Origin of the sequence: Rhizobium sophoriradicis (genome assembly GCF_025200795.1) — a bacterium.
In the GTDB taxonomy this organism is placed as follows: Bacteria; Pseudomonadota; Alphaproteobacteria; order Rhizobiales; family Rhizobiaceae; genus Rhizobium; species Rhizobium sophoriradicis.
The window spans coordinates 1609833-1627590 of the sequence record NZ_CP104152.1 but is presented as its reverse complement, the minus strand read 5'-3'; the positions used below and the strand labels follow the sequence as shown (position 1 = coordinate 1627590).

General features: G+C 57.0%; 18 protein-coding genes, 1 tRNA gene and 2 pseudogenes. 8 read left to right on the top strand and 13 right to left on the bottom strand.

All coding sequences use genetic code 11. From position 1 onward, the window contains the following. The first annotated feature begins 764 nt into the window (after window positions 1-764). Complete coding sequence (locus N2597_RS08250; protein ID WP_039619486.1) at window positions 765-2588, top strand: M10 family metallopeptidase C-terminal domain-containing protein; 1824 nt, start codon at window positions 765-767, stop codon at window positions 2586-2588. A 173-nt stretch (window positions 2589-2761) separates the two neighbouring features. Here the strand turns inward: N2597_RS08250 and N2597_RS08245 are convergent. Both N2597_RS08245 and N2597_RS08240 read right to left on the bottom strand, forming a co-directional pair. Then, window positions 2762-2984, bottom strand: a pseudogene (locus tag N2597_RS08245) (ATP-binding protein); the annotation flags it as partial. Window positions 2985-4056: 1072 nt separating this feature from the next. Beyond that, window positions 4057-4126 (bottom strand) — tRNA-Ser (locus tag N2597_RS08240). A 140-nt stretch (window positions 4127-4266) separates the two neighbouring features. Here N2597_RS08240 and N2597_RS08235 point away from each other — a divergent pair. Next, the gene (locus N2597_RS08235) at window positions 4267-5517 is read left to right on the top strand and encodes a tyrosine-type recombinase/integrase (protein WP_183596435.1); all 1251 of its coding nucleotides are present in this window, start codon (window positions 4267-4269) and stop codon (window positions 5515-5517) included. A gap of 17 nt (window positions 5518-5534) precedes the next feature. Here the strand turns inward: N2597_RS08235 and N2597_RS08230 are convergent, their stop codons facing one another. The 3 genes from N2597_RS08230 to N2597_RS08220 all read right to left on the bottom strand — a co-directional run bounded on the left by N2597_RS08230 (window position 5535) and on the right by N2597_RS08220 (window position 7072). Beyond that, window positions 5535-6125, bottom strand: coding sequence for a hypothetical protein (locus N2597_RS08230; protein ID WP_183596437.1), 591 nt, complete (start codon window positions 6123-6125; stop codon window positions 5535-5537). Between the two features lie 11 nt (window positions 6126-6136). Beyond that, window positions 6137-6358, bottom strand: a complete 222-nt coding sequence (locus tag N2597_RS08225) for a hypothetical protein (RefSeq protein ID WP_183596438.1) — start codon at window positions 6356-6358, stop codon at window positions 6137-6139. 144 nt (window positions 6359-6502) lie between these two features. Beyond that, window positions 6503-7072 (bottom strand): hypothetical protein, encoded by a 570-nt coding sequence (locus tag N2597_RS08220; protein ID WP_183596440.1) that lies wholly within the window; start codon window positions 7070-7072, stop codon window positions 6503-6505. An 820-nt stretch (window positions 7073-7892) separates the two neighbouring features. On the opposite strand from N2597_RS08220, the gene N2597_RS08215 reads away from it, so the two are divergent. From N2597_RS08215 to N2597_RS08190, 6 genes and pseudogenes are all read left to right on the top strand, one after another. After that, entirely contained in the window at window positions 7893-8318 is a 426-nt protein-coding gene (locus N2597_RS08215) for a hypothetical protein (protein ID WP_406549636.1), read from the top strand. Between the two features lie 63 nt (window positions 8319-8381). Further along, window positions 8382-8669 carry a hypothetical protein gene (locus tag N2597_RS08210; RefSeq protein ID WP_183596444.1) on the top strand — a complete coding sequence of 96 codons (288 nt, stop codon included), beginning with the start codon at window positions 8382-8384 and terminating at the stop codon, window positions 8667-8669. A gap of 158 nt (window positions 8670-8827) precedes the next feature. Continuing rightward, entirely contained in the window at window positions 8828-9118 is a 291-nt protein-coding gene (locus tag N2597_RS08205) for a ribbon-helix-helix protein, CopG family (protein ID WP_183596446.1), read from the top strand. A 46-nt stretch (window positions 9119-9164) separates the two neighbouring features. Then, the gene (locus N2597_RS08200) at window positions 9165-9359 is read left to right on the top strand and encodes a hypothetical protein (protein ID WP_183596448.1); all 195 of its coding nucleotides are present in this window, start codon (window positions 9165-9167) and stop codon (window positions 9357-9359) included. A gap of 483 nt (window positions 9360-9842) precedes the next feature. Then, window positions 9843-9947 (top strand): annotated as a pseudogene (locus N2597_RS08195) (antitoxin of toxin-antitoxin stability system); the annotation flags it as partial. Window positions 9948-10119: 172 nt separating this feature from the next. Further along, entirely contained in the window at window positions 10120-11151 is a 1032-nt protein-coding gene (locus N2597_RS08190) for an IS110 family RNA-guided transposase (protein WP_183596450.1), read from the top strand. Window positions 11152-11710: 559 nt separating this feature from the next. Here the strand turns inward: N2597_RS08190 and N2597_RS08185 are convergent. The 8 genes from N2597_RS08185 to N2597_RS08150 form a co-directional block, all read right to left on the bottom strand. Continuing rightward, complete coding sequence (locus N2597_RS08185; protein WP_183596452.1) at window positions 11711-12004, bottom strand: hypothetical protein; 294 nt, start codon at window positions 12002-12004, stop codon at window positions 11711-11713. 164 nt (window positions 12005-12168) lie between these two features. Continuing rightward, window positions 12169-12597, bottom strand: coding sequence for a DUF1515 domain-containing protein (locus N2597_RS08180; protein ID WP_183596454.1), 429 nt, complete (start codon window positions 12595-12597; stop codon window positions 12169-12171). A gap of 5 nt (window positions 12598-12602) precedes the next feature. Continuing rightward, window positions 12603-14201, bottom strand: coding sequence for a hypothetical protein (locus tag N2597_RS08175; RefSeq protein ID WP_183596456.1), 1599 nt, complete (start codon window positions 14199-14201; stop codon window positions 12603-12605). Between the two features lie 133 nt (window positions 14202-14334). Further along, window positions 14335-14616, bottom strand: coding sequence for a hypothetical protein (locus N2597_RS08170; protein WP_183596458.1), 282 nt, complete (start codon window positions 14614-14616; stop codon window positions 14335-14337). Beyond that, window positions 14616-15329, bottom strand: coding sequence for a lysozyme (locus tag N2597_RS08165; RefSeq protein WP_183596460.1), 714 nt, complete (start codon window positions 15327-15329; stop codon window positions 14616-14618). The genes N2597_RS08170 and N2597_RS08165 overlap by 1 nt, the downstream gene beginning before the upstream one ends. Window positions 15330-15359: 30 nt before the next feature. Continuing rightward, a complete protein-coding gene (locus N2597_RS08160) occupies window positions 15360-15869 on the bottom strand; it encodes a DUF7338 family protein (RefSeq protein ID WP_183596462.1) in 510 nt (169 codons plus the stop codon). Then, window positions 15866-16267 carry a hypothetical protein gene (locus N2597_RS08155; protein WP_225881364.1) on the bottom strand — a complete coding sequence of 134 codons (402 nt, stop codon included), beginning with the start codon at window positions 16265-16267 and terminating at the stop codon, window positions 15866-15868. Before N2597_RS08155 ends, N2597_RS08160 begins: the two co-directional genes overlap by 4 nt. Window position 16268: 1 nt before the next feature. Next, window positions 16269-17597, bottom strand: coding sequence for a hypothetical protein (locus N2597_RS08150; RefSeq protein ID WP_225881365.1), 1329 nt, complete (start codon window positions 17595-17597; stop codon window positions 16269-16271). Window positions 17598-17758 lie beyond the last annotated feature (161 nt).

The following is a 17758-nucleotide window of genomic DNA, read 5'->3' as shown; positions in this document are numbered from 1 at the left end:
GAGGAAATCTTTGCTTCTCGACTTTGTCAACGCCTAGCCTGAGCCGGGGCTTTCCCTGTGACATCAGTCGGCAACGGGTTTGCGGCGGCGAGCAATTGACCGAGTGATGCGAGTGCTGCGGTTCGTGCTGCAATGTTGACGGTCGATCAAAAGCGATCGCCTGCTCTGCGGATAACTGGGAATTGGTTCAGCCTCGCTCGAGTGAGTGGTTGGCGCGGTTCCTTGCGGCATGCTTTCCGAGTACCTCGATCGTTGTCGGGCTCAACACGAGAGCATTGCCTTACCGGCAATTCCCTTGATTGGGGGCTCATTTTGACGTTCGAGGTGTGGGCGATTCGACGGTCATGTCCTCCCTTACCATGTCGATAAGTATCACTTTTGAGGGCGAATCTACCCAAAAAGGGCTGGATTCACAAAAAATGCAGATTCCACCTTTGGCCGGAGGAATTCGCTCACGCCCACCAAGTTTTTTGTAATGTTTTCAATCTGTGCATATCGCTATAGTTGCAGAAAGAATAATTCGCGGCTTGCGGGATAGAAATACTGCCACATTTTGAGTCAGTCAAAATTCCGCAAATATTTCAAAATGTAACTCCGGAGTGATCGGCACATTATGGCAGCAATATGGCCATACTTCTCAAGTACTTACTGTCGCGATGCTGTTGCACTTTCCCAGGATGACGTCCTATAACCCCCGCCGTAACGGCTGATTAGCTAGAAAATATTAACTGACAAACACAACGTCAGAGTTGAGGAACAGGACTATGACAACATATTACGTATCGACGACCAGCAGCGGCGGAAACGGCAGTGCCTCTTCCCCCTTTCGCACGATCAGTGAGGCGATGAGGGCGGACCTTAAGCCAGGCGACGAGGTCGTGGTGAAGCCCGGGACCTACAATGAGAGCATCAACTTCGATAAGGACGGCTCGGCGGCAGCCGACATCACGCTGCGCTCGGAAGTGCCCGGCGCAGCGCTGATCCGGCCGCCCGCGGGCTCGTGGAACGCGATCAGTGTCAACGCCAACTACGTGGTCATCGACGGCTTTGACATCGGCGGCGCCGCCGGCGACGGCATCGAAGCGAACGGTGTCCACCACGTCCAGATCCTCAATAACAAGGTCCACGGCAACGGGGAGTCGGGCATCCAGTTCAACCAGTCGGACTTCATCCACGTCGAAGGCAACGAGACCTACAACAATGCGTCGTCGGGCTGGTTCTCGGGCATCTCGCTCTACCAGAACCGGAACATCACCGGTGATACCTCGACGGACGGCTACCGGAACATCGTGCGCGACAACATCTCCCATGACAACGTCACGAAATCGGGTGCGCACACCGATGGTAACGGTATCATCATCGACGATTTCCAGAGCACGCAGACGAGCGGTCATCCGAACTACACATTCAAGACCCTGGTCGACAACAACCTTGTCTACGAGAACGGCGGCAAAGGCATCCAGGTTACCTGGAGCGACTCCGTCACTGTGTCGAACAACACCGCATACCACAACAATCAGGACCCGCAGAATGACGGCACCTGGCGCGGCGAGCTCAGCAACTCGGCGTCGAGCAACAACACCTGGGTCAACAACATTGGCGTAGCCGACCCATCGCTGAACAAGAACAACACTGCGATCGATAACACGTCAACCGGCGGCTACACCAACAACAACGTCGTCTGGGCCAACAACATCACCTATAACGGCACGGCCGGCCAGGCCTCGGTCAAGACCGACGGCGGCAACGCGATGCCGAGCACAGCGAACGGCAACAAGCTTGGCGTCGACCCGCATTTCGTGAATGCAGCGAACGGCGACTTCCACCTCGCCTCGGGCTCGGCGGCAATCGACAGCGGAACCACCAAGTACGGCGTCGACTCGGTCGACCTGGACGGCGACGCCCGCGTCGTTGGAACTATCGATATGGGTGCCTACGAATCTGGCTCCGCCCCGGTTTCGGGAACGCCAACCACGCCGACGCAACCGACAGCGCCAACCACGCCGACAGAGCCGACAGCGCCCACCGCGCCGACAGCGCCCACCGCGCCGACCGCGCCCACCGCGCCCACCGCGCCCACCGCGCCGACCACATCGACGAAGGTATACACCGGCACCAGTGGTAACGACTACCTGCCACACACCGGCCAGTCCAACGGCGGTAACGAAACCTACAAGGGTCTCGGCGGCAATGACGTGTTGAAGGGCGGCGCCGGCTCGGACATCCTCATTGGTGGTACCGGAAAGGACATCATGACCGGTGGCACCAGCTCGGATACCTTCGCCTTCAAGGCACCGACAGAGACCGGGTCCGGCTGGGCCCGCGACCTCATCACCGACTTCCGGCATGGCATCGATAAGATCGACGTCTCGGCGATCGATGCGAATGGCTCTGCGCAGGGCGATGCAACCTTCCATTTCCAGGCGCAGGAGAATGCCTTGTTCGATAGGAAGGCCGGCGCGCTCGCTTGGCACTACCAGGACGATGATACCGTTATCCAGGCCGACTTGAACGGCGACGGCGTTCATGACTTCGAGATTCAGCTGAAGGGCCACGTCCAGCTGGGGGCAGGCGATTTTCTCCTGTAACGATCCGTTGCGGCGGTCGTCGGACCGCCGCAACAATCGGAAACATGTCGACGGCGGAGTAAAAACCGCCCCACGGCGCGCAAACTTCGGTTTACTTCAGCGCGTGGATGAGCAAGCTGGGAGGGCATAGCCCGAGCGGCGATCTCATCCACGCGCTGCGTTTTTGACGGGTGTCAGCCGACCTTTCCGGTGCCGCTTTGCGGGAGGCGATAGCGGTCGCCGTTCATCTCGAGGATGTTGACATGGCGGGTGACGCGATCGAGCAGAGCGCCGGTCGGGCGCCCGGATACGGGGCAGGCCGTGCATTCGTCGAACGGAAAAGCTGCTGGCGATCAAGGTGGCAATGCGTTCGTGGTGTTGCGATATCAGCTCGAACAATAATTCCGCACCGGTCTCGTGCCTCTCCCGCGTTAGTTTGAAGAATTCTGCCGAGCGGTTCGTCGGGGTAAGGCGACTTGTGAAAGGCATACTTAAAGGCGCGCTAACTCAATCGCTTTTGATCGGAGCCTACGGTCTGCAATCACACTCGCAATTTACAACCACAGTGATATTCTACCGGCGCACCCGTTGCCGTGCAGAACCCGCTCTGATCGACTGAGGGTTTCGACCTGGACAACACTGTGGGGTCCATGTGACACGGGTAGCAGCTTTCGGGGGAGCGCCACAGCCAAGCGAAACGGTATCAGGTCAAGCGAGGCCGGTCGGAAACATCGGCCGTCGTCGATGATCGTCCATGCTGCCGTGACTGCCGGGCATCAGTCCTTCGGTCGCAGTCCAGAAAGGGCTTTTCCACGCGGGAGTAGCTACATGTTGATGCCAAAATCTAGACCTGGGACGACCTATTGAAGGGCTGCGCTTCGGACTGAGGGGGAAAATGTTTGCATTTATGGGCGAGTGGCCAAGTTGGGCCATGTATGGATTTGTGGGCGCGGTGTGCGGGGCCGCTGGCGCCCTAATTGGCGGGTTATTATCAGCGCGTTTTGACAAGGCCCGCACGATCCTTGTGATCATTGGGATAGTTCTCTCCAGACCCATTACCGAAAATTTCGTTGCTGCAAGAGTGGCGAGCGATTACGCCAATAAGGGTCTTCCAAGGAAGCTAGACGCAATCACGACGTTGCGTCGAGATGGATGGGAAGGCGATCAGGTACTTCTATCGTCTGAGCGACACAGTCCCCACCGCTAGCGGAGAAGTGATGAAGGCTGGGTTGGGCAAAGAGGCGTGCGACTTTTGGAAGCCCAAATTCAAGGCAGGTGAATTTACGTCAGCCTTGTATGATTACACATTCAAAGACGGGCATTCGAGCTTTGTGCTAAATGCCTATGAATGCGAGTGAAGCACCGTTGGGCAAAAGGTCCGGCAATACCTCGCTGACAAACATCAATGCTAAAGCCCTTCTGCGAAAAACCATCAGATGTTCGTAGTAAGTGGCCAAAGAGAACAAGGACTGCTAACTTTTTGAAATGGTGGCGACCCCTGCAGGAATCGAACCTGCGACAACCTGCTTAGAAGGCAGGTAATTCCAACCAACTCCGCCTATCAAACGCTATCAACAGATATCAGTGAACTTGCTGAAATCCAGGCCTTGCAGGGCTTGTGATCAATCGTGATAATAACATTCGCAATCACGACCTATCACCCCTCCGCCGTTACCCCGGCGTTACCCTGGAAAAGCAGATGGCAAAAGCCCTTACCGTCCGCGCGATCGAAGCCCTGAAAAAACCGGACGTTCGAAAAGAGATTCCCGACGGTGGCCTGCCGGGTCTCTACCTGGTCGTCCAGCCTTCCGGAGTGATGAGCTGGGCCATTCGCTATAGGTTCGACGGAAAACCAAAGAAGTTTACGATAGGTCCCCTGCCCCTCTTTCCACTAGCGAAGGCCCGTGACGAGGCTTCGAAGCTTTTGCGCGGTGTCTCCGAGGGCAGAGATCCAGCGGCAGCTAAAGCGGCCCAAAAAACGCTCAAGCTCGACATTGTCGAAGATGCGATCGACGAGTTTATCAAGCGGTACGTTGAGAAGAAAAACCGGCTTTCGACGATCAAGGAGCGGAAGCGTCTCTTTGATAAGGACTTCCGGCCGAAGTTCGGCAAGCGGAGGATGAGGAGCCTCACCAGACAGGAGATTGCCACTCATCTGGATGAGGTGGCTGAGCGGGCGCCCATCGTTGCGAACCGGCTTCTTTCTCTGCTCGGGAAGTTTTTCAACTGGGCAGTCCAGAAAGACATCATCGACACGTCGCCAATGGAAAAGAAGATCGACAAGCCAAGCCAGGAGAGGACGCGAGATCGAATCCTGACAGACTATGAAGTCAGGCTTGTCTGGCTGGCGTCTGGTAAGCTCGGCTACCCATTCGGACCAATGGTGCGCCTTCTCCTCCTGACGGCGCAGCGCAGAAGCGAGGTTTCCGGGGCTCGGTGGGCAGAAATGCACCTTGAGGGCAACGATCAGCAATGGATCATTCCGCCGGAACGGGCGAAGAATTCAAAGGAGCACTATGTTCCTCTTGCAGCCGAGGCCATCACGGAAATCGAAGCTCTGCCAAAAGTCCGGCCGGCCGAGGACGAACAGCCCGTTTTTCTCTTCACCACGACGGGCGCGACGAAAGTCTCTGGCTACGGTCGGGCAAAGAAGAACCTCGACACGGAAATGCTCAAGATTGCCAAAGAGGAGGCAAAGGGCGCCGGACGCCCCGCGGAAAAGGTGGAACTGGAGCCGTGGACATTCCATGACCTGAGACGAACCGCAGCGAGTGGAATGGCCCGGTTAGGTGTGCCTGTGCATGTAGTGGAAGCGGTGATCAATCACCGATCAGGATCAATCAAAGGGGTCGCAGCCGTCTACAATCGCTACGACTATGCCGAGGAAAAGCGTGCGGCGCTGATCGGTTGGGCTGACTTCGTCAGGGAACTGACTGCAAACCCAGCTTAGGTGCCGAACCCTCTGCCTCAGGTATCAGGAGGAAAGTGAAAGTCGAGATATCCTCCCAGGTAAGACGCAGCCCGATTTATGGCTCTGAAGTTCGGGTATCGGGGCTGACACCCACGCTTTTGGAAGTAGCTCTTGGTGCGGCAATCCTCATCGAGTTCCCGCATATTGATCTTCACGTCGTAGCAACGAAGCCTTACGGCATCCAATGCTGGCACCCCGGTAATTTTGTACGGCTTCTTTTTGCGATGATACCCGTAGTATCGCGCAACCGCGCAAATGTTCTCCCACTCGATGCCCGGGAAGGCCGCACAGATTTCTTCTCGGGTGCCGGTCGGATAAAGCTTCTTCAGCCTCATTTTGTCCAGCGGTCCCCAAGTGCGCCGAGTTTTGCATAGACCGAGAACCCGGCAATGAGCACGGATAGCGTCTGGGGTTCGCGTATAGAGGATCTGCCTCAATGCGAAATAATCTGGATAAAACAGCCGGCAGACTAGGTCCTCGCCTTCTGTCCAGACCTTCTGCCCGAACAGGGTATATCCGGAACGAAGGATATGGCCGCGCAGGCGAGCGGCCGACGCCGCGCCTCGTGCTAAGTCACGTAAGTGCAAAATCCCCTCCTCTAGGAAGGCTTCTTGACTTTCATGGTTCGGAAGACGTTGAAGGTTCCCGCTTTATCCGTGAACGCCTCGACGATAGCGGCAGGTAACGCATTCAGCTCGCGCAATTGAAGGGCCATGTCGGCAAATCGCCGCTTGAGCCCATCGATTTCCGATGCACGGACCTGTTCGATCCGGGCTTCAATCTCAGCTTTTTGTCTTAAAAGGTCTTCTAGCTCGGACATAAAAAATCCTCCCAAGGAGGCGGATTTTTGAATCAAGGCGTTCCGGAGTCAACCGCAGCGCGATCAACTTTTCTTCCTCACTGGAAGAAGACACTGAAGTACGGGAACGACTAATCGCTCTTCAATTTACAGAGGGAAGTCGGCTCATGCGCGGCGATTCTCATCCTCATCCTTAGTCTTCTGCTTGGCTGAGGGCTTTCCTGCAACCGCGCGACTTTGCGGCTTCATCGTTTCACCCCTGTAGAGACCCGCCAAAGCCGCGGCGACATCAGCCCCTCTAGCGGTGCGTACGCCGGTAACCTTTACGCCCGTTCCAGCTAATGCAGAGGATATCTTCCCTACTCTAACTCCGTGCGATAGGACAGAAAAGCCACCTTGCGCAGCTTTTTTCTCAAGCTCCTCTTTCGCTGCACTCGTCAACACCTTCTCAGCGTAGTTCGGTGGTAACCCCTCAGCGAAGACCTTCAGAGCTTCCGTCGGAACGCTTCTCAGCGCTGCTCCCAAGCTTGCTGCCGGCACCTTCTTCCAGACCTGCGCAGATGTCAGCTTCCTGGCGGTCATAAAGATAAAGTCGCTGTCTGCGCCACCGTCTGCAGGGATGGTGGCGAGAAAGCGGCATACCGCGTCGACAAACTCCTCCAGCGGCAGTTTGTTTCCAAGCTCTATTTCCAGAGCTTTGAACTGCGATGGGCGCAGGCTCGCGAGAGATAACATTAACCAGCCCCTTGCACGTGAACTACTCCACTACCCGGAAATATAGTCCGAATTCTTTAAATTTTGTAGCGACTGCCTCCAGGTGCTTTCTCTCCTGATGTGGGCGCGTTCCATACCGCCCAGAATACCTGTTGATCACCCAGGGGTTCTCTTCACCTTCGACCTGATCCCAGAGGATTTCTCCGCCGATTCTCGCAGCCTTGCTAGATCCTGGCGGTAGCAGTGCGGGGTGGCCCAGTTTGATATGGTGTGTTGCAGGCGTAAAGTCGGACCGCGGCCTTACGTACTCCGACATGCCCGTCTCCCGATCTGCCATCTCTTCAAGGGCAAAATATATGTCACCTACAGTATCCACAATCCATAGCACAGTCGCACTTCGGTGCACCACCTGAGGGATCTTCAGGCCTTCGCTAAGGCGCAAATAAGACTGCAGTTTCTGCGCGGTCTCGTTGCACAGCTTGTCCAAACTTGCTGGCGAAAATACACGCTCCGCGTCGGAGATAGGTCGACCAGGCTCAGTAGCAGGGCCGTAAAGTTGGTCCAAACTCATATAAGACTCAAGTAATGCTCGTTCAATCCTCATCATCTGACACAAGTTTAAATCGAGTGCAATGCGTCGCCACTCGACGAACGACTGGTCCGGCCCCAGCCAAATGATCGCTCGAACTTCGACGCTTACGCCGCATAATCTGCAAGGCTGCCTTTCGGTAGCCAGCCAGTTGCATCCCAAAGGTGCGTTAACGCTATGTTAAAATGCAATTTGACGTGGAGCGGCGTTCTGCCATCTTAGCAGCGGGCAACTGAGGGGTTATCCGTGAATATTCATTTGTGTGCTCGGCGCTTCGGCGTCGTGGCGATTTCACTTGCTTTGGCGAGCTGCACAACGACGCCCGCTGAGTTCAACAAGAAGCCGTCGGCGGTTAGTAAGGCAGCGCTCTGCAAGACCGTCCTGGAAACGCAAGATCCAGCTTTTCAGCTCCAACTCGCGTCGGAGTTGAGCCGCCGCGGGATGAGCATTCCGGAGTGTCAACAGATGGTCATTCAGCAACAGCAGGCGGCCGCAGTTCTTGTCGGCCTCGCATTGGTCGGGACGGCGGCTGCCGTGTGCGCGAACGGAAATTGCGGCGGCGGTGCCTACAATCCGCCGAGGCGCTACCCCGGCAACTGCCAGTACGATTGGCAATATGATGCCGCCGGTAACAGGTGTGGCCATAGAAGCGCAATGTCTCGTCCAGGGGGATGGTGATGGAAAAAAGATATTGACGTGGTCGTTTCGGGACGATTGTCTTTTTAAGAGAGAGCGCGAACCGTGAGCAACGCATCAGTTAACGGGATGGTCATCAAGGCTATCATCATCCTAGGTTTTATCGGCCTTGGATGCTTCATCCTGGGAGCCTCCGTTTTTGATTATATGAAAACGGGAGAGTGGCAATCTACGTCCGTCCTCGAGGCCATTCACGATATCTTCGAAACTCCCGACAATCAGGTAGCCGCGTTTTTCAGCCAATGGATCGGTCTGGCAAAGATCCTTCATGCCATCCCTACGTTTCTTGTTCCCTTTGGTGTAGCGGGCGTAGTGGCGTCATCAATGAAATAAACGTCCGATTACCGAAAGAGCCGCCGGGCGGGTTATGAATGCGCGAAGGAAAAACGCCATCCCAAGTAGAGATGGCTGTTCGGGTCCGCTGGTTGGGCTGGCTGAAAAGCAGATCGTCGTTCGTCCCGCAATACAGACTCACGCCGGGGAGAGACGCCATGACCACAGCGGACACTGCCACGCTTCTTGAAGATGCCGCCGATCGGATCGCAGATATCTCGCGAGCGGATCTTCAGATCATGCTGCGGCGCGCGGCTCTGCGGTTGCGCAATGCCGGCGACATCTCAATGGACGACGATGCAGAAGAAGCTCTGCGTAACCTCGCCGGCGAGTTCGGCATGACGCGCAACGACACGATTAGGTTTATCGTGCGGGAGTGGTTGGAGAAGAACACCTATCTGCCGGTCCACGAGCTCGACGAAGACGGCGATGTGGACGGGAATGCCTGAGCCACGCTATCCTCCGCGAACCATACTTCTTAGAATGGAGCATAAGATGCCCAGTCTCGCCCAGATGACCGGTTCGCTGCATATCCACAATTTCTATATCGGGAAGCTGAAGGCTAAGCAGGAGCAGTTCTGCGACACCGACCCTGAATTGGCAATGCTTCTAGACAATGTTGCTGCCATTCTGTCGGAGCACGCCATGGCCTTGGAAGGGGATATTGCCGACATGGAGTGCGACCATTGATTGCGGGCGCAGTCCTTGTGCGATTGCTCAACTTTAGCCAAGTGGGAGTGAGGTACCAAAGTGAAAGACATCGACGAACGGCGCCTGCCCTATTGGCCGGCCGTCCTCAATATGGAGATGGCAGCCCTTTACTGCGGGATTTCTAACGAGCTTTTCAGCCAACTTTGCCCCGTGAAGCCGATCTCATTCCCAGAACCTGTTGGTGGCCAGCGGTACTTAAGGCTGAGGCTGGACCAATGGTTATTATCGCTTGATCCAAATGAACTGATCAACGCACACAGCGCAGGGGCTGATGGCGCGTTGGAGAGCGGGGAGCTAGGTTCCGATAAGGGTAAAGAGTGGCGGACGGGTGCCGGCGGCTATCCAGTGGTTGACGATCCTCAGCATTTTCTAAAAAAATGGTATGACAGGCTCGGTTTTGATCCAGAGACAATGAACGAGGAGGACATGTCGCGGCGGCTTATGGCTAACACTCACGCCGGTATGGCCGTCCGCAAGCCCGGTGCCTTGCGCGGCAAGATTAAAGTTTCCGACGATTTCGATAGCCTACCCGCAGCCGGCCTTAAGGCGATAGAAGACGAAAAGTAAAGTTGCGCCTGATACGGACGGGCCGGCCCCTGTCGCACCGAACTGGCGGGAAGCATTACAGCAGCTGCAGTTCGGTCATCGAAGGCAAAAATGCTTCGGATCGCCTGACGTTTACATGGTGTAAAGCAGGCATCCACATAGCTCCCGCTGTCACTTCAGCTGGAGAATGAGCATGAAAGAAATCGCAACAATCGGATTGGATCTTGCCAAGCAGGTGTTTCAGGTGCACGGCGCGGACGCACAAGGCGCCACCGTGTTCAACCGAAAGCTCCGGCGGGGCGAAGTCCGCCCGTTCTTCGAAAAACTTCCAAGGTGTGTGGTCGCGATGGAGGCCTGCGCAAGCTCTCACTATTGGGCAAGAGAAATCAGCGCTTTGGGGCATGAGGTGAAAATATTGCCGGCACAGTACGTCAAGCCGTTTGTGATGCGGGGGAAAACGGATGCCGCCGATGCGATTGCCATCACTGAAGCGATGAAGCGGCCGGATATCCGTTCCGTTCCCGTGAAGACGGCAGTGCAACAAGCGGCGACGATGACCCTGCGCACGCGAACCTTCTTCGTCCGTCAAAGAGCAAATGCGGTCAACGCACTACGCGGTTATATGGCGGAGTTCGGCCTCGTTGCAGATCGCGGCGTTGCCCACTTCGGCAAACTTGTCGCTGCTCTTTCAGACCGAGGCGATACTCACATTCCTCCCGCAGCGCGGCTCATGCTCGATGAAATCCTAGCGGAGATCGAAAACCTCTCTGGGCGAATTCAGCGCATTGACGACCGGATCGCAGCCCATGCAAAGCGAGACGAGGATATCCGCCGACTGACGGCGATTCCTGGCGTTGGAACACTCACAGCATCAACGATTCAAGCGCAGGTGCCTGATCCTGGCTGCTTCAAATCAGCTCGCCATTTTTCGGCGTGGCTCGGTCTAACGCCAAAGCAGAACTCGAGCGGCGAAAGGCAGCGATCCGGAAGCATTTCGAGAATGGGAAACGCAGAGTTACGCTCCCTCCTATATATTGGGGCTATGGGTGTGCTGACCGCAGCTAGGCGATGGGGCACGGGCTCTGGGTGGCTCCGCAGGCTTATGAACAGGCGCCCGCTCAGAGTGGTCGCAGTCGCGCTCGCCAACAAGATTGCAAGAGTGGTCTGGGCGTTGATGACCAAGGGCGGAAGCTATCACGCCCCGGCTGAACTGGTGGAAAATTGACGTTCTAACCCGAAGGCATTAGCGGAACAGGTGCGGGAGCAGTCAGCGGCGGCATGACAAATTCAAGTAGGAAAGGCAGGACCTGGATAAGCACTGGTAGAGTGCGCCGAACATAATTGCCACCTACTTGCCGTAACGGCAAAGGGTCAGCGTTTTAAGATAGAGCGTTAGACCGACAAGAATGTTGGGTCATTGCTGTGGCCGCTGAATACAATCCCGCACCGCGGGTCGCTCAGTTTGGCTGGGCGGCCCGCTCCTGACCCCAGTAGGAGACGACGCGATTATTGCTGAATTGATCCTCTGTGCCTCGCTGACGGCCGTCGACGGCGACACATTTCCGGCCATTAGCCGATTATGCGCGACGGGCCGTTAGGCCTTTTACCAATCCTCCACGGCATCACATCGTCTCGTAAGACAGTCCATTCTCGTTTCAAAATTCTCTGGCATATCACAACATATTCGTCATTTGCATCAAACCTCTCCTCTTGAGTCGATGCTTCTATATACTTTTCAATGCTGTGGCGGAGGGCATCGAAGTCCTCGTCGAGCGGATTCATCATCAGCTCGATTTTCGTCCCCGTCTCATAAAACTCTCGCTTGTTGTGGTGGTCGATATCTGTGAGGTACCGTAAGAGTGGAACGACGCCATGGTATCGCGCAATTCGTTAATCCAGTTCTGCCGCATCTCCGCAATCTTGAGCGTATGCGCCGATCTTAGCTGCCGCCTCGTGTTTAGATAGGCAACAGCAGCGGTGGCGATCACACCTGCAAGAGCAATCACTCCTACGATCAATGGAACTGCCCAAGTCCAAACTGGCGCGCTGACACCGATGGTTTCAGCTACAATTGGCATGACCTGCTCCTCTGAATCGAACGAGCTGTTGGCTGAACAGGTTGCGTGTGGTGTTCGACATTATCAGAGGTTGTCAAATTGAGATAGAAACCCATTAGTAGTGACCCACCGCTCCTACGGATTAAGCCGTTTGGCGCACGCACCCGTCGGCGTTCCCATCGTCCTCAGCTGATCTTCAGCCAGTGCTTGATCCAGGTCGCCGCGCCGTCGCTGGCATAGGCGACCATCCCGCCGATGGTGAGACCAGCGAAGGCGATCAATCCTGAAACCCCATAACCAAGAGTTTTGAGGCGCTTCCACTCCTCCAGCGTTGGCTGGATGGTTTCATGGTTTTTCTGCACCGTCTCCTTGATACTTTTGAGTTCGTCACGAACCTGGGCATCGACGCCGGCATTTATCACCACAGCCTTGTCGAGAAGATTGATCTGAGTCCCTTGCTCATCGAGCCGGCGGTGAATGACCGATCGACTTTCATGAGCGTTCTGCTTCTCATCGCTGACCTCTTCTCGGAGGAGGGAAACATTCTCCTCGATCCCCGTCAATCTGCCTTCGACACGCCCGAGGGCACGCAGGATATCGTCATTGGATGTCATGCTGCCTAAACCACCGGGTAAAGTTTTGATTTCTGAGATTGCGGCCAGCGCGCGAGAGCATCCATGATGCCGTAGAGCGCCAAATGAGTTCCGTCTTCCGTCGCCCGGCCGAAGATTGCAGCGCCGTCAGGTAACGTCATGCTGCCTTGCAAAACGAGGTCGTAGAGGCCGCTACCGTCGGGCGTGCACGTTAAGACGATTTGAGTGGTGTAGGTGGTGCCAGGAACCGTCTCAAAATTGACCCTGGCGCCGGCAAGGATGGGCTGGGTTGCCTTTGCCGCCGTCGAGCTCGTCGTCGCGCCGGAGATGTTTCCGATCGGGAAGCTTTCGGCGCCTTTGAACTTCCCGTGGTTGGCAGGGTCCATGGTAAAGGCATAAGCATCGATATATTCGGAGTAGCGGCCGCCGCCACCTGTACGCAGAGCAGCATTGATGGAGTCGAGGTTCGTGCTCCACGGTGCGCCGATTGTCTGGCCCGCGACGGTCTGAAAATTGAGGCTCGTTCCGACGTTGGTGCGGCCCGGCATCGGAACAGCGAGCATTTTCGTGCCGGGATATCGGCCAAGAAACCGTGTCGACGTCAGATTGTAAATCGCGTTCTGCCAAGTCGAGAGGGTAGTATTGTTGTCGTTCGTGCCGCTTTCCGCGGCGGCGATCCCGGTCCAGCAGTTCTTTCCGCCATTGAGCGTCTTCACCTCATCAATGATGGCCCAACGTCGCGTTGCAATCGTCGATCCAGAGCCAGTCAATTCGTTCGCAGCTTTCGTGCCGGGAACACCCATGAAGAGGCCAACTAGCCGCCCCTGCTTCGGATCCGGCTCATCCAGCCACCGGCGCCATAGACCGAGGTTTCTGCGAGCATCTGCCGACGCGGCGATTTCTTGCCTCTCCACTAGGCTATCGGAAAGGATGATCGGCACGGGCGAGCCATCCCACCCTAGCCCGACCATCAAGTCTGGACCGTATAGCAGAAGCTGCGAATTGCCGGCGTTGCCCACCGTATTGTAGAATTGGTCGATCGCCGCGGTGTTCGACGCGTCGGCGTCCATCAAAGCCTGCAGTGCTGTCCAATCAGCAGCACCCCACATTTTCTCATTCCGGTGCTTCTGGATGCGGTAATTGCCAATGTAGGATTGACCTTCGGCGATCAGCAGCTTGGGGCGCAGATAGAAGGTCGAATTCTTAGGAAGGGTGATGTTCGCGGATGCCCAGGTGCCTTGACTCTGCGCAGGCATATTGAAGCTCGCCGAGCCGCTAAAGTCGAACGGAACCCAGTTGATGCGATCGGTGGAGATATCACAGCCGATATCGAATGCCGCGGTCGGATAGACGGTTTCCTGCGGGGAATTGCTCCCTTCAGTGCACGCCCAACCAGAGAAGTGGAACCGCGGTGATGTAACGTCCCATCCGCCGGTGGCGAACGCGAGGATTCCACCGATAGCCCCGAGGCCTGCACCTGCGACCATGGCAAAGGCCGCCGGCCAGCGCCAAGCCATTGAGAAGGGCATATATCGTGCCGGATCGGGCACCCATTCAGGATGACCATCATCGTTGACAACGTTCCTGAACGGGAGGCCAACCCCCATACCTAGTGCAAGCGTCATGGGTGATTACTTTCGGCACGCCGCATCTTTGCGGCACTGGAGATTGTTGGAGGAGATGGCGGGGCCGGCAGTAGGGTCTTGAGACGCAGCTACGGCCGCCGCTGCATCGGAGAAGCGGACGAACTGGTAGCCGCTACCGTTGATCGCAGCTGTCTTCTGGCAGCCCGCTGTCACGCATGAACACAAGGCAACGATCCCGAGCAGGGAGATTGCGGAAATTCGCATTGTTCTTCTCCAGGGTATTGATCCGGTCGAGCGCTTCCTTAGCCGCCTTGATCTGCTGAGCCTGGCGCTCCTCACGCGCACCCACCAATTTTGAGGGATAGTAGGCAACGCCTGCACCGATCACGAGCCCGAGGAAGCCAGCCAGCGGAAGCTTGAGCCAGTCAGGGATGAGCTTAACGATGAAGTTCATCAGCGCTCCCGCCGCTTCTCGATGTAAAGATAAAGGCCGAAGAGCGCGGCCCCGATCAGGATGGCGGCCAGGGCATAGGCAAGTGGGCCATTCGTCGGAACGAACTGCAAAGCGCCGCCCGACGCGACGGCCGTCATTGTCGTCGTCACTTCCTTTGAAATAAGCGGCGCCCTTTGCGGAAGCGCAGGCGTGCCGCTGGACTGGATATAGCCGCCTTTGGCCCAGAGTCCCGCCTCCGCCCCCCTGCGGTTCACGAGACCGTTGCTGACGACCTTCTTGCCGTCGATCGTCGTCTTGTTCCACTTTGCAAGTTCGCCAGGCACGGCGGCGTAGTTGCCGGCGTTCAGCTTCTTCAGCAGCGTGGACGACTTGAAGGCACCGATCCCGGCATTGAATGCGAACATGACGAGAGCGCCGAACTGGTTATCAGTCAGATCGACCTTCACCGCCGTCGCGACAGCGCGCTCGCAGGGATCAAGGTCACCACGAAGCCACGCCAGCGCCTGGGCTTCGGTAACGTCAGGAGCGCCAGGATAGACGCCCGGGCCAGTGTGGCCGTAGCCTTGAGTGGCCGTGCCTCTAACCTTCATTCCCGGCCGCAGCCGCGTCTTCTTCAGCCCTGGCTTCGGGTCGGCATCGTCATAAACGAATGGAATGAAGGACTCCCACTGCTTGAGCGCAGCTTCGGTCGTGGCGTTGACTTGTCGCGCCATTGGGTATGCTCCGGATTGTGAGGATGGTCGTTACGACCGGCGCTTTGGGCCGATCTGGAATGAGTAGTGGTGATTCCGGCCGTCGTAGGGCCTATTCACCCAGCCGAGCCAGATCTTGAGGTAGAAGCCGCCGATCAGCGGTTGATCGCGTTTCCAGCAAAAGAACCGGACCCCATTGGCCGTTTCCATCAGGTACCATTGCCGCTTCGGCTGCTCGCCGATCTGCTGCTCGAGGATGACCGCGCCGGCCGCCGGCATGCCAAGCAATTCCGACTGCCAGCCGTGTGCAGGGTTCCGGCATATCCAGCTTGTGCGTTGCCACCAAAGACGCCAGCCCGACAAATCGGCCTTGTAGCCCTTCACGCCCTGCCCTATTCCGCCGTCAAGGTCCGCATCGAGGGTGGAGAACCATTGCCATCTACCGGGGAGAGGGTTGCTGTCGAAGATGACGGATGCGCCAGCCAGGAAGGGCGAAAGCAGATAGGCCAGGCCGACGAAGAAGAGGTTGATCGGGAGGTAGGCGATGTAGCGGAGGATCATAGTTGCGCCGCCGCCGTGAAGAACGCGTCGATCTGCAGTGACGTGAAACCCATCGCCGCGAATCCGGCCGTCATCATGGGGCTGTCTTTCACGAAGGTGCCAGAATACTCATAGGCGATCTGAACGTCTCGGGGCTGGTGAGCTACCCAGGTGTCAACAGCGTCGAGAAGGCCCGCAGACAGAAGCTGCAGCTTGAACTGACGGGCCGTCACCCGATCAAATTGCGATTGGTCTGGCTTGCTCGGGTCATGTGAGGCAATGACGAGATCCAGCTTTGCGCGTTGCTCATCACTCAGAGCGCCGCATTCGATATCGCCGTCTCCTCCCCACGCAATAGGTAGACCGCTGAGCCCAGCAGCAAGCAACTCATTCGCAAAATTCGGCCCGATGTTCAACATTCTACCTCCTGACGCGAGCGGCGATGCTGGTTCGGCGACTATCCGCATCACCATACCAGGTGCCGGTGCCGCTCGTTTGGACGCCACCTATCAAGGTCACGAAATTATACCCTTCGCTAAGCCCGGTTTTTACGGCTTGGGCCGAAAACGGGATGGAGTCGCCGGCGGCGACCACGATTGCCATTGACCCGCTCGGCTCTGGTGTCGTGCCATTAAAGGCAAGCGAGGATCTATTGCCGCCGCTCGACGCGCCGCTCACGCATGTACCGGATGCTATGGCTTCAAAAATCTCGCCGCTCCAGACAAGCGCCTCGCACCGGATTTCGGAGTTAAGTTCGACAAGGCTTGTGCTTGTGGTCGCGCGGTTTGCCGTGAAGTTGCTGAACAGGCTGACACCGGGGTCATTATACCAGGAACGGACAAAGCGCTGCTTTACCGTGTCGGACCATGCAGGGCCGGTGACAGGCCTCGCCATACCGACAAGCGTTCGAGTGGCATCCGCGGTCTTTATTGAAATCCCGGTGCTCGCATCCACAGCGGGAACCGTGGCGGATGCCTCAAGCGTCATGATGCCGGCGTTCATGAAGGCGTAGATGTAGTAGAGTGCGGAAGGCGTCAGGCCGGTGGCTGCAAGGTTGATGCCCGCGCTTGGGATGACTTCTGACGCGCCGTTGATCGTCAGTCGCCGGCCATTGAAGCGGGAAAGAAGCAGATTGCCACCGGAGAGCGCGAGGCGGCCTTCACCATGCGTATCGTCTGACGTGACGAAGGCGAAGAACGCTGCGCCGCTGCAAATGATGAAGCACTTCGAACCGTTCGGGACGCGGAGGGTCAGTGCGCCATTGATTGTTTCCGATGCATTCGGATCGATAGTCACGTCTCCGCCGTCGGCGATAACAGTATACTGCCAGTTTGCGCCTAGCGTTGCCGCTGCGGTCAGTGTGAGCGTGGCGGTTGCTGTGAAGCGGTGAACCGCGTTGTCGTCCGATGCTAGCGCCGTGTAATCGCCGGCCTTAGCGGCATAGACGGAAGCTTTCGCAAGCGCGAGATCGACGCCATTTTGCGTGAACCCCAGCAGACCGCCGCCCTTGAGATAAAGGCCGGTCTGCGGCGTTGAAGCGAAGCCGAGTCCCGGCGCCGAAACTGTGCCGCTGGCGGCCTTGAGCGGCGATGTCATCGGCGCGGAACCATCCCGCGGCAGCGAGTTGGTGATTTCGTTGCCGAGGTCGGTGGTCAGCGCGTTCCATGGCGCCGGATCGATGACCTGGCCGACAGAGGGCGTCGTCCCGGCGGGCTTGGAATAGACGCCGGTTGATGGGTTTCTGGGCATTCACCTTCTCCGAAAGGAAACGGCCCCGCGAATTGCGAGGCCGTCGATGGTGTAGTATTGGTTGCGGCATGCTGAGAGTTCTGCAAATCACCTGCATCGTCCTTACCGCCGCGGTTCTCTATGGGATCAATTGGGCAGTCGACGGAATTGGAGACGTCCTT

Coding starts and splice junctions, on each gene's coding strand:
- N2597_RS08165 (WP_183596460.1), bottom strand. CDS start 15,329: ATGGCGCGACAAGTCAACGCCACGACCGAAGCTGCGCTCAAGCAGTGG.
- N2597_RS08225 (WP_183596438.1), bottom strand. CDS start 6,358: ATGTCCGAGCTAGAAGACCTTTTAAGACAAAAAGCTGAGATTGAAGCC.
- N2597_RS08190 (WP_183596450.1), top strand. CDS start 10,120: ATGAAAGAAATCGCAACAATCGGATTGGATCTTGCCAAGCAGGTGTTT.
- N2597_RS08235 (WP_183596435.1), top strand. CDS start 4,267: ATGGCAAAAGCCCTTACCGTCCGCGCGATCGAAGCCCTGAAAAAACCG.
- N2597_RS08180 (WP_183596454.1), bottom strand. CDS start 12,597: ATGACATCCAATGACGATATCCTGCGTGCCCTCGGGCGTGTCGAAGGC.
- N2597_RS08175 (WP_183596456.1), bottom strand. CDS start 14,201: ATGACGCTTGCACTAGGTATGGGGGTTGGCCTCCCGTTCAGGAACGTT.
- N2597_RS08150 (WP_225881365.1), bottom strand. CDS start 17,597: ATGCCCAGAAACCCATCAACCGGCGTCTATTCCAAGCCCGCCGGGACG.
- N2597_RS08185 (WP_183596452.1), bottom strand. CDS start 12,004: ATGCCAATTGTAGCTGAAACCATCGGTGTCAGCGCGCCAGTTTGGACT.
- N2597_RS08250 (WP_039619486.1), top strand. CDS start 765: ATGACAACATATTACGTATCGACGACCAGCAGCGGCGGAAACGGCAGT.
- N2597_RS08170 (WP_183596458.1), bottom strand. CDS start 14,616: ATGAACTTCATCGTTAAGCTCATCCCTGACTGGCTCAAGCTTCCGCTG.
- N2597_RS08155 (WP_225881364.1), bottom strand. CDS start 16,267: ATGTTGAACATCGGGCCGAATTTTGCGAATGAGTTGCTTGCTGCTGGG.
- N2597_RS08200 (WP_183596448.1), top strand. CDS start 9,165: ATGCCCAGTCTCGCCCAGATGACCGGTTCGCTGCATATCCACAATTTC.
- N2597_RS08220 (WP_183596440.1), bottom strand. CDS start 7,072: ATGTTATCTCTCGCGAGCCTGCGCCCATCGCAGTTCAAAGCTCTGGAA.
- N2597_RS08205 (WP_183596446.1), top strand. CDS start 8,828: ATGACCACAGCGGACACTGCCACGCTTCTTGAAGATGCCGCCGATCGG.
- N2597_RS08160 (WP_183596462.1), bottom strand. CDS start 15,869: ATGATCCTCCGCTACATCGCCTACCTCCCGATCAACCTCTTCTTCGTC.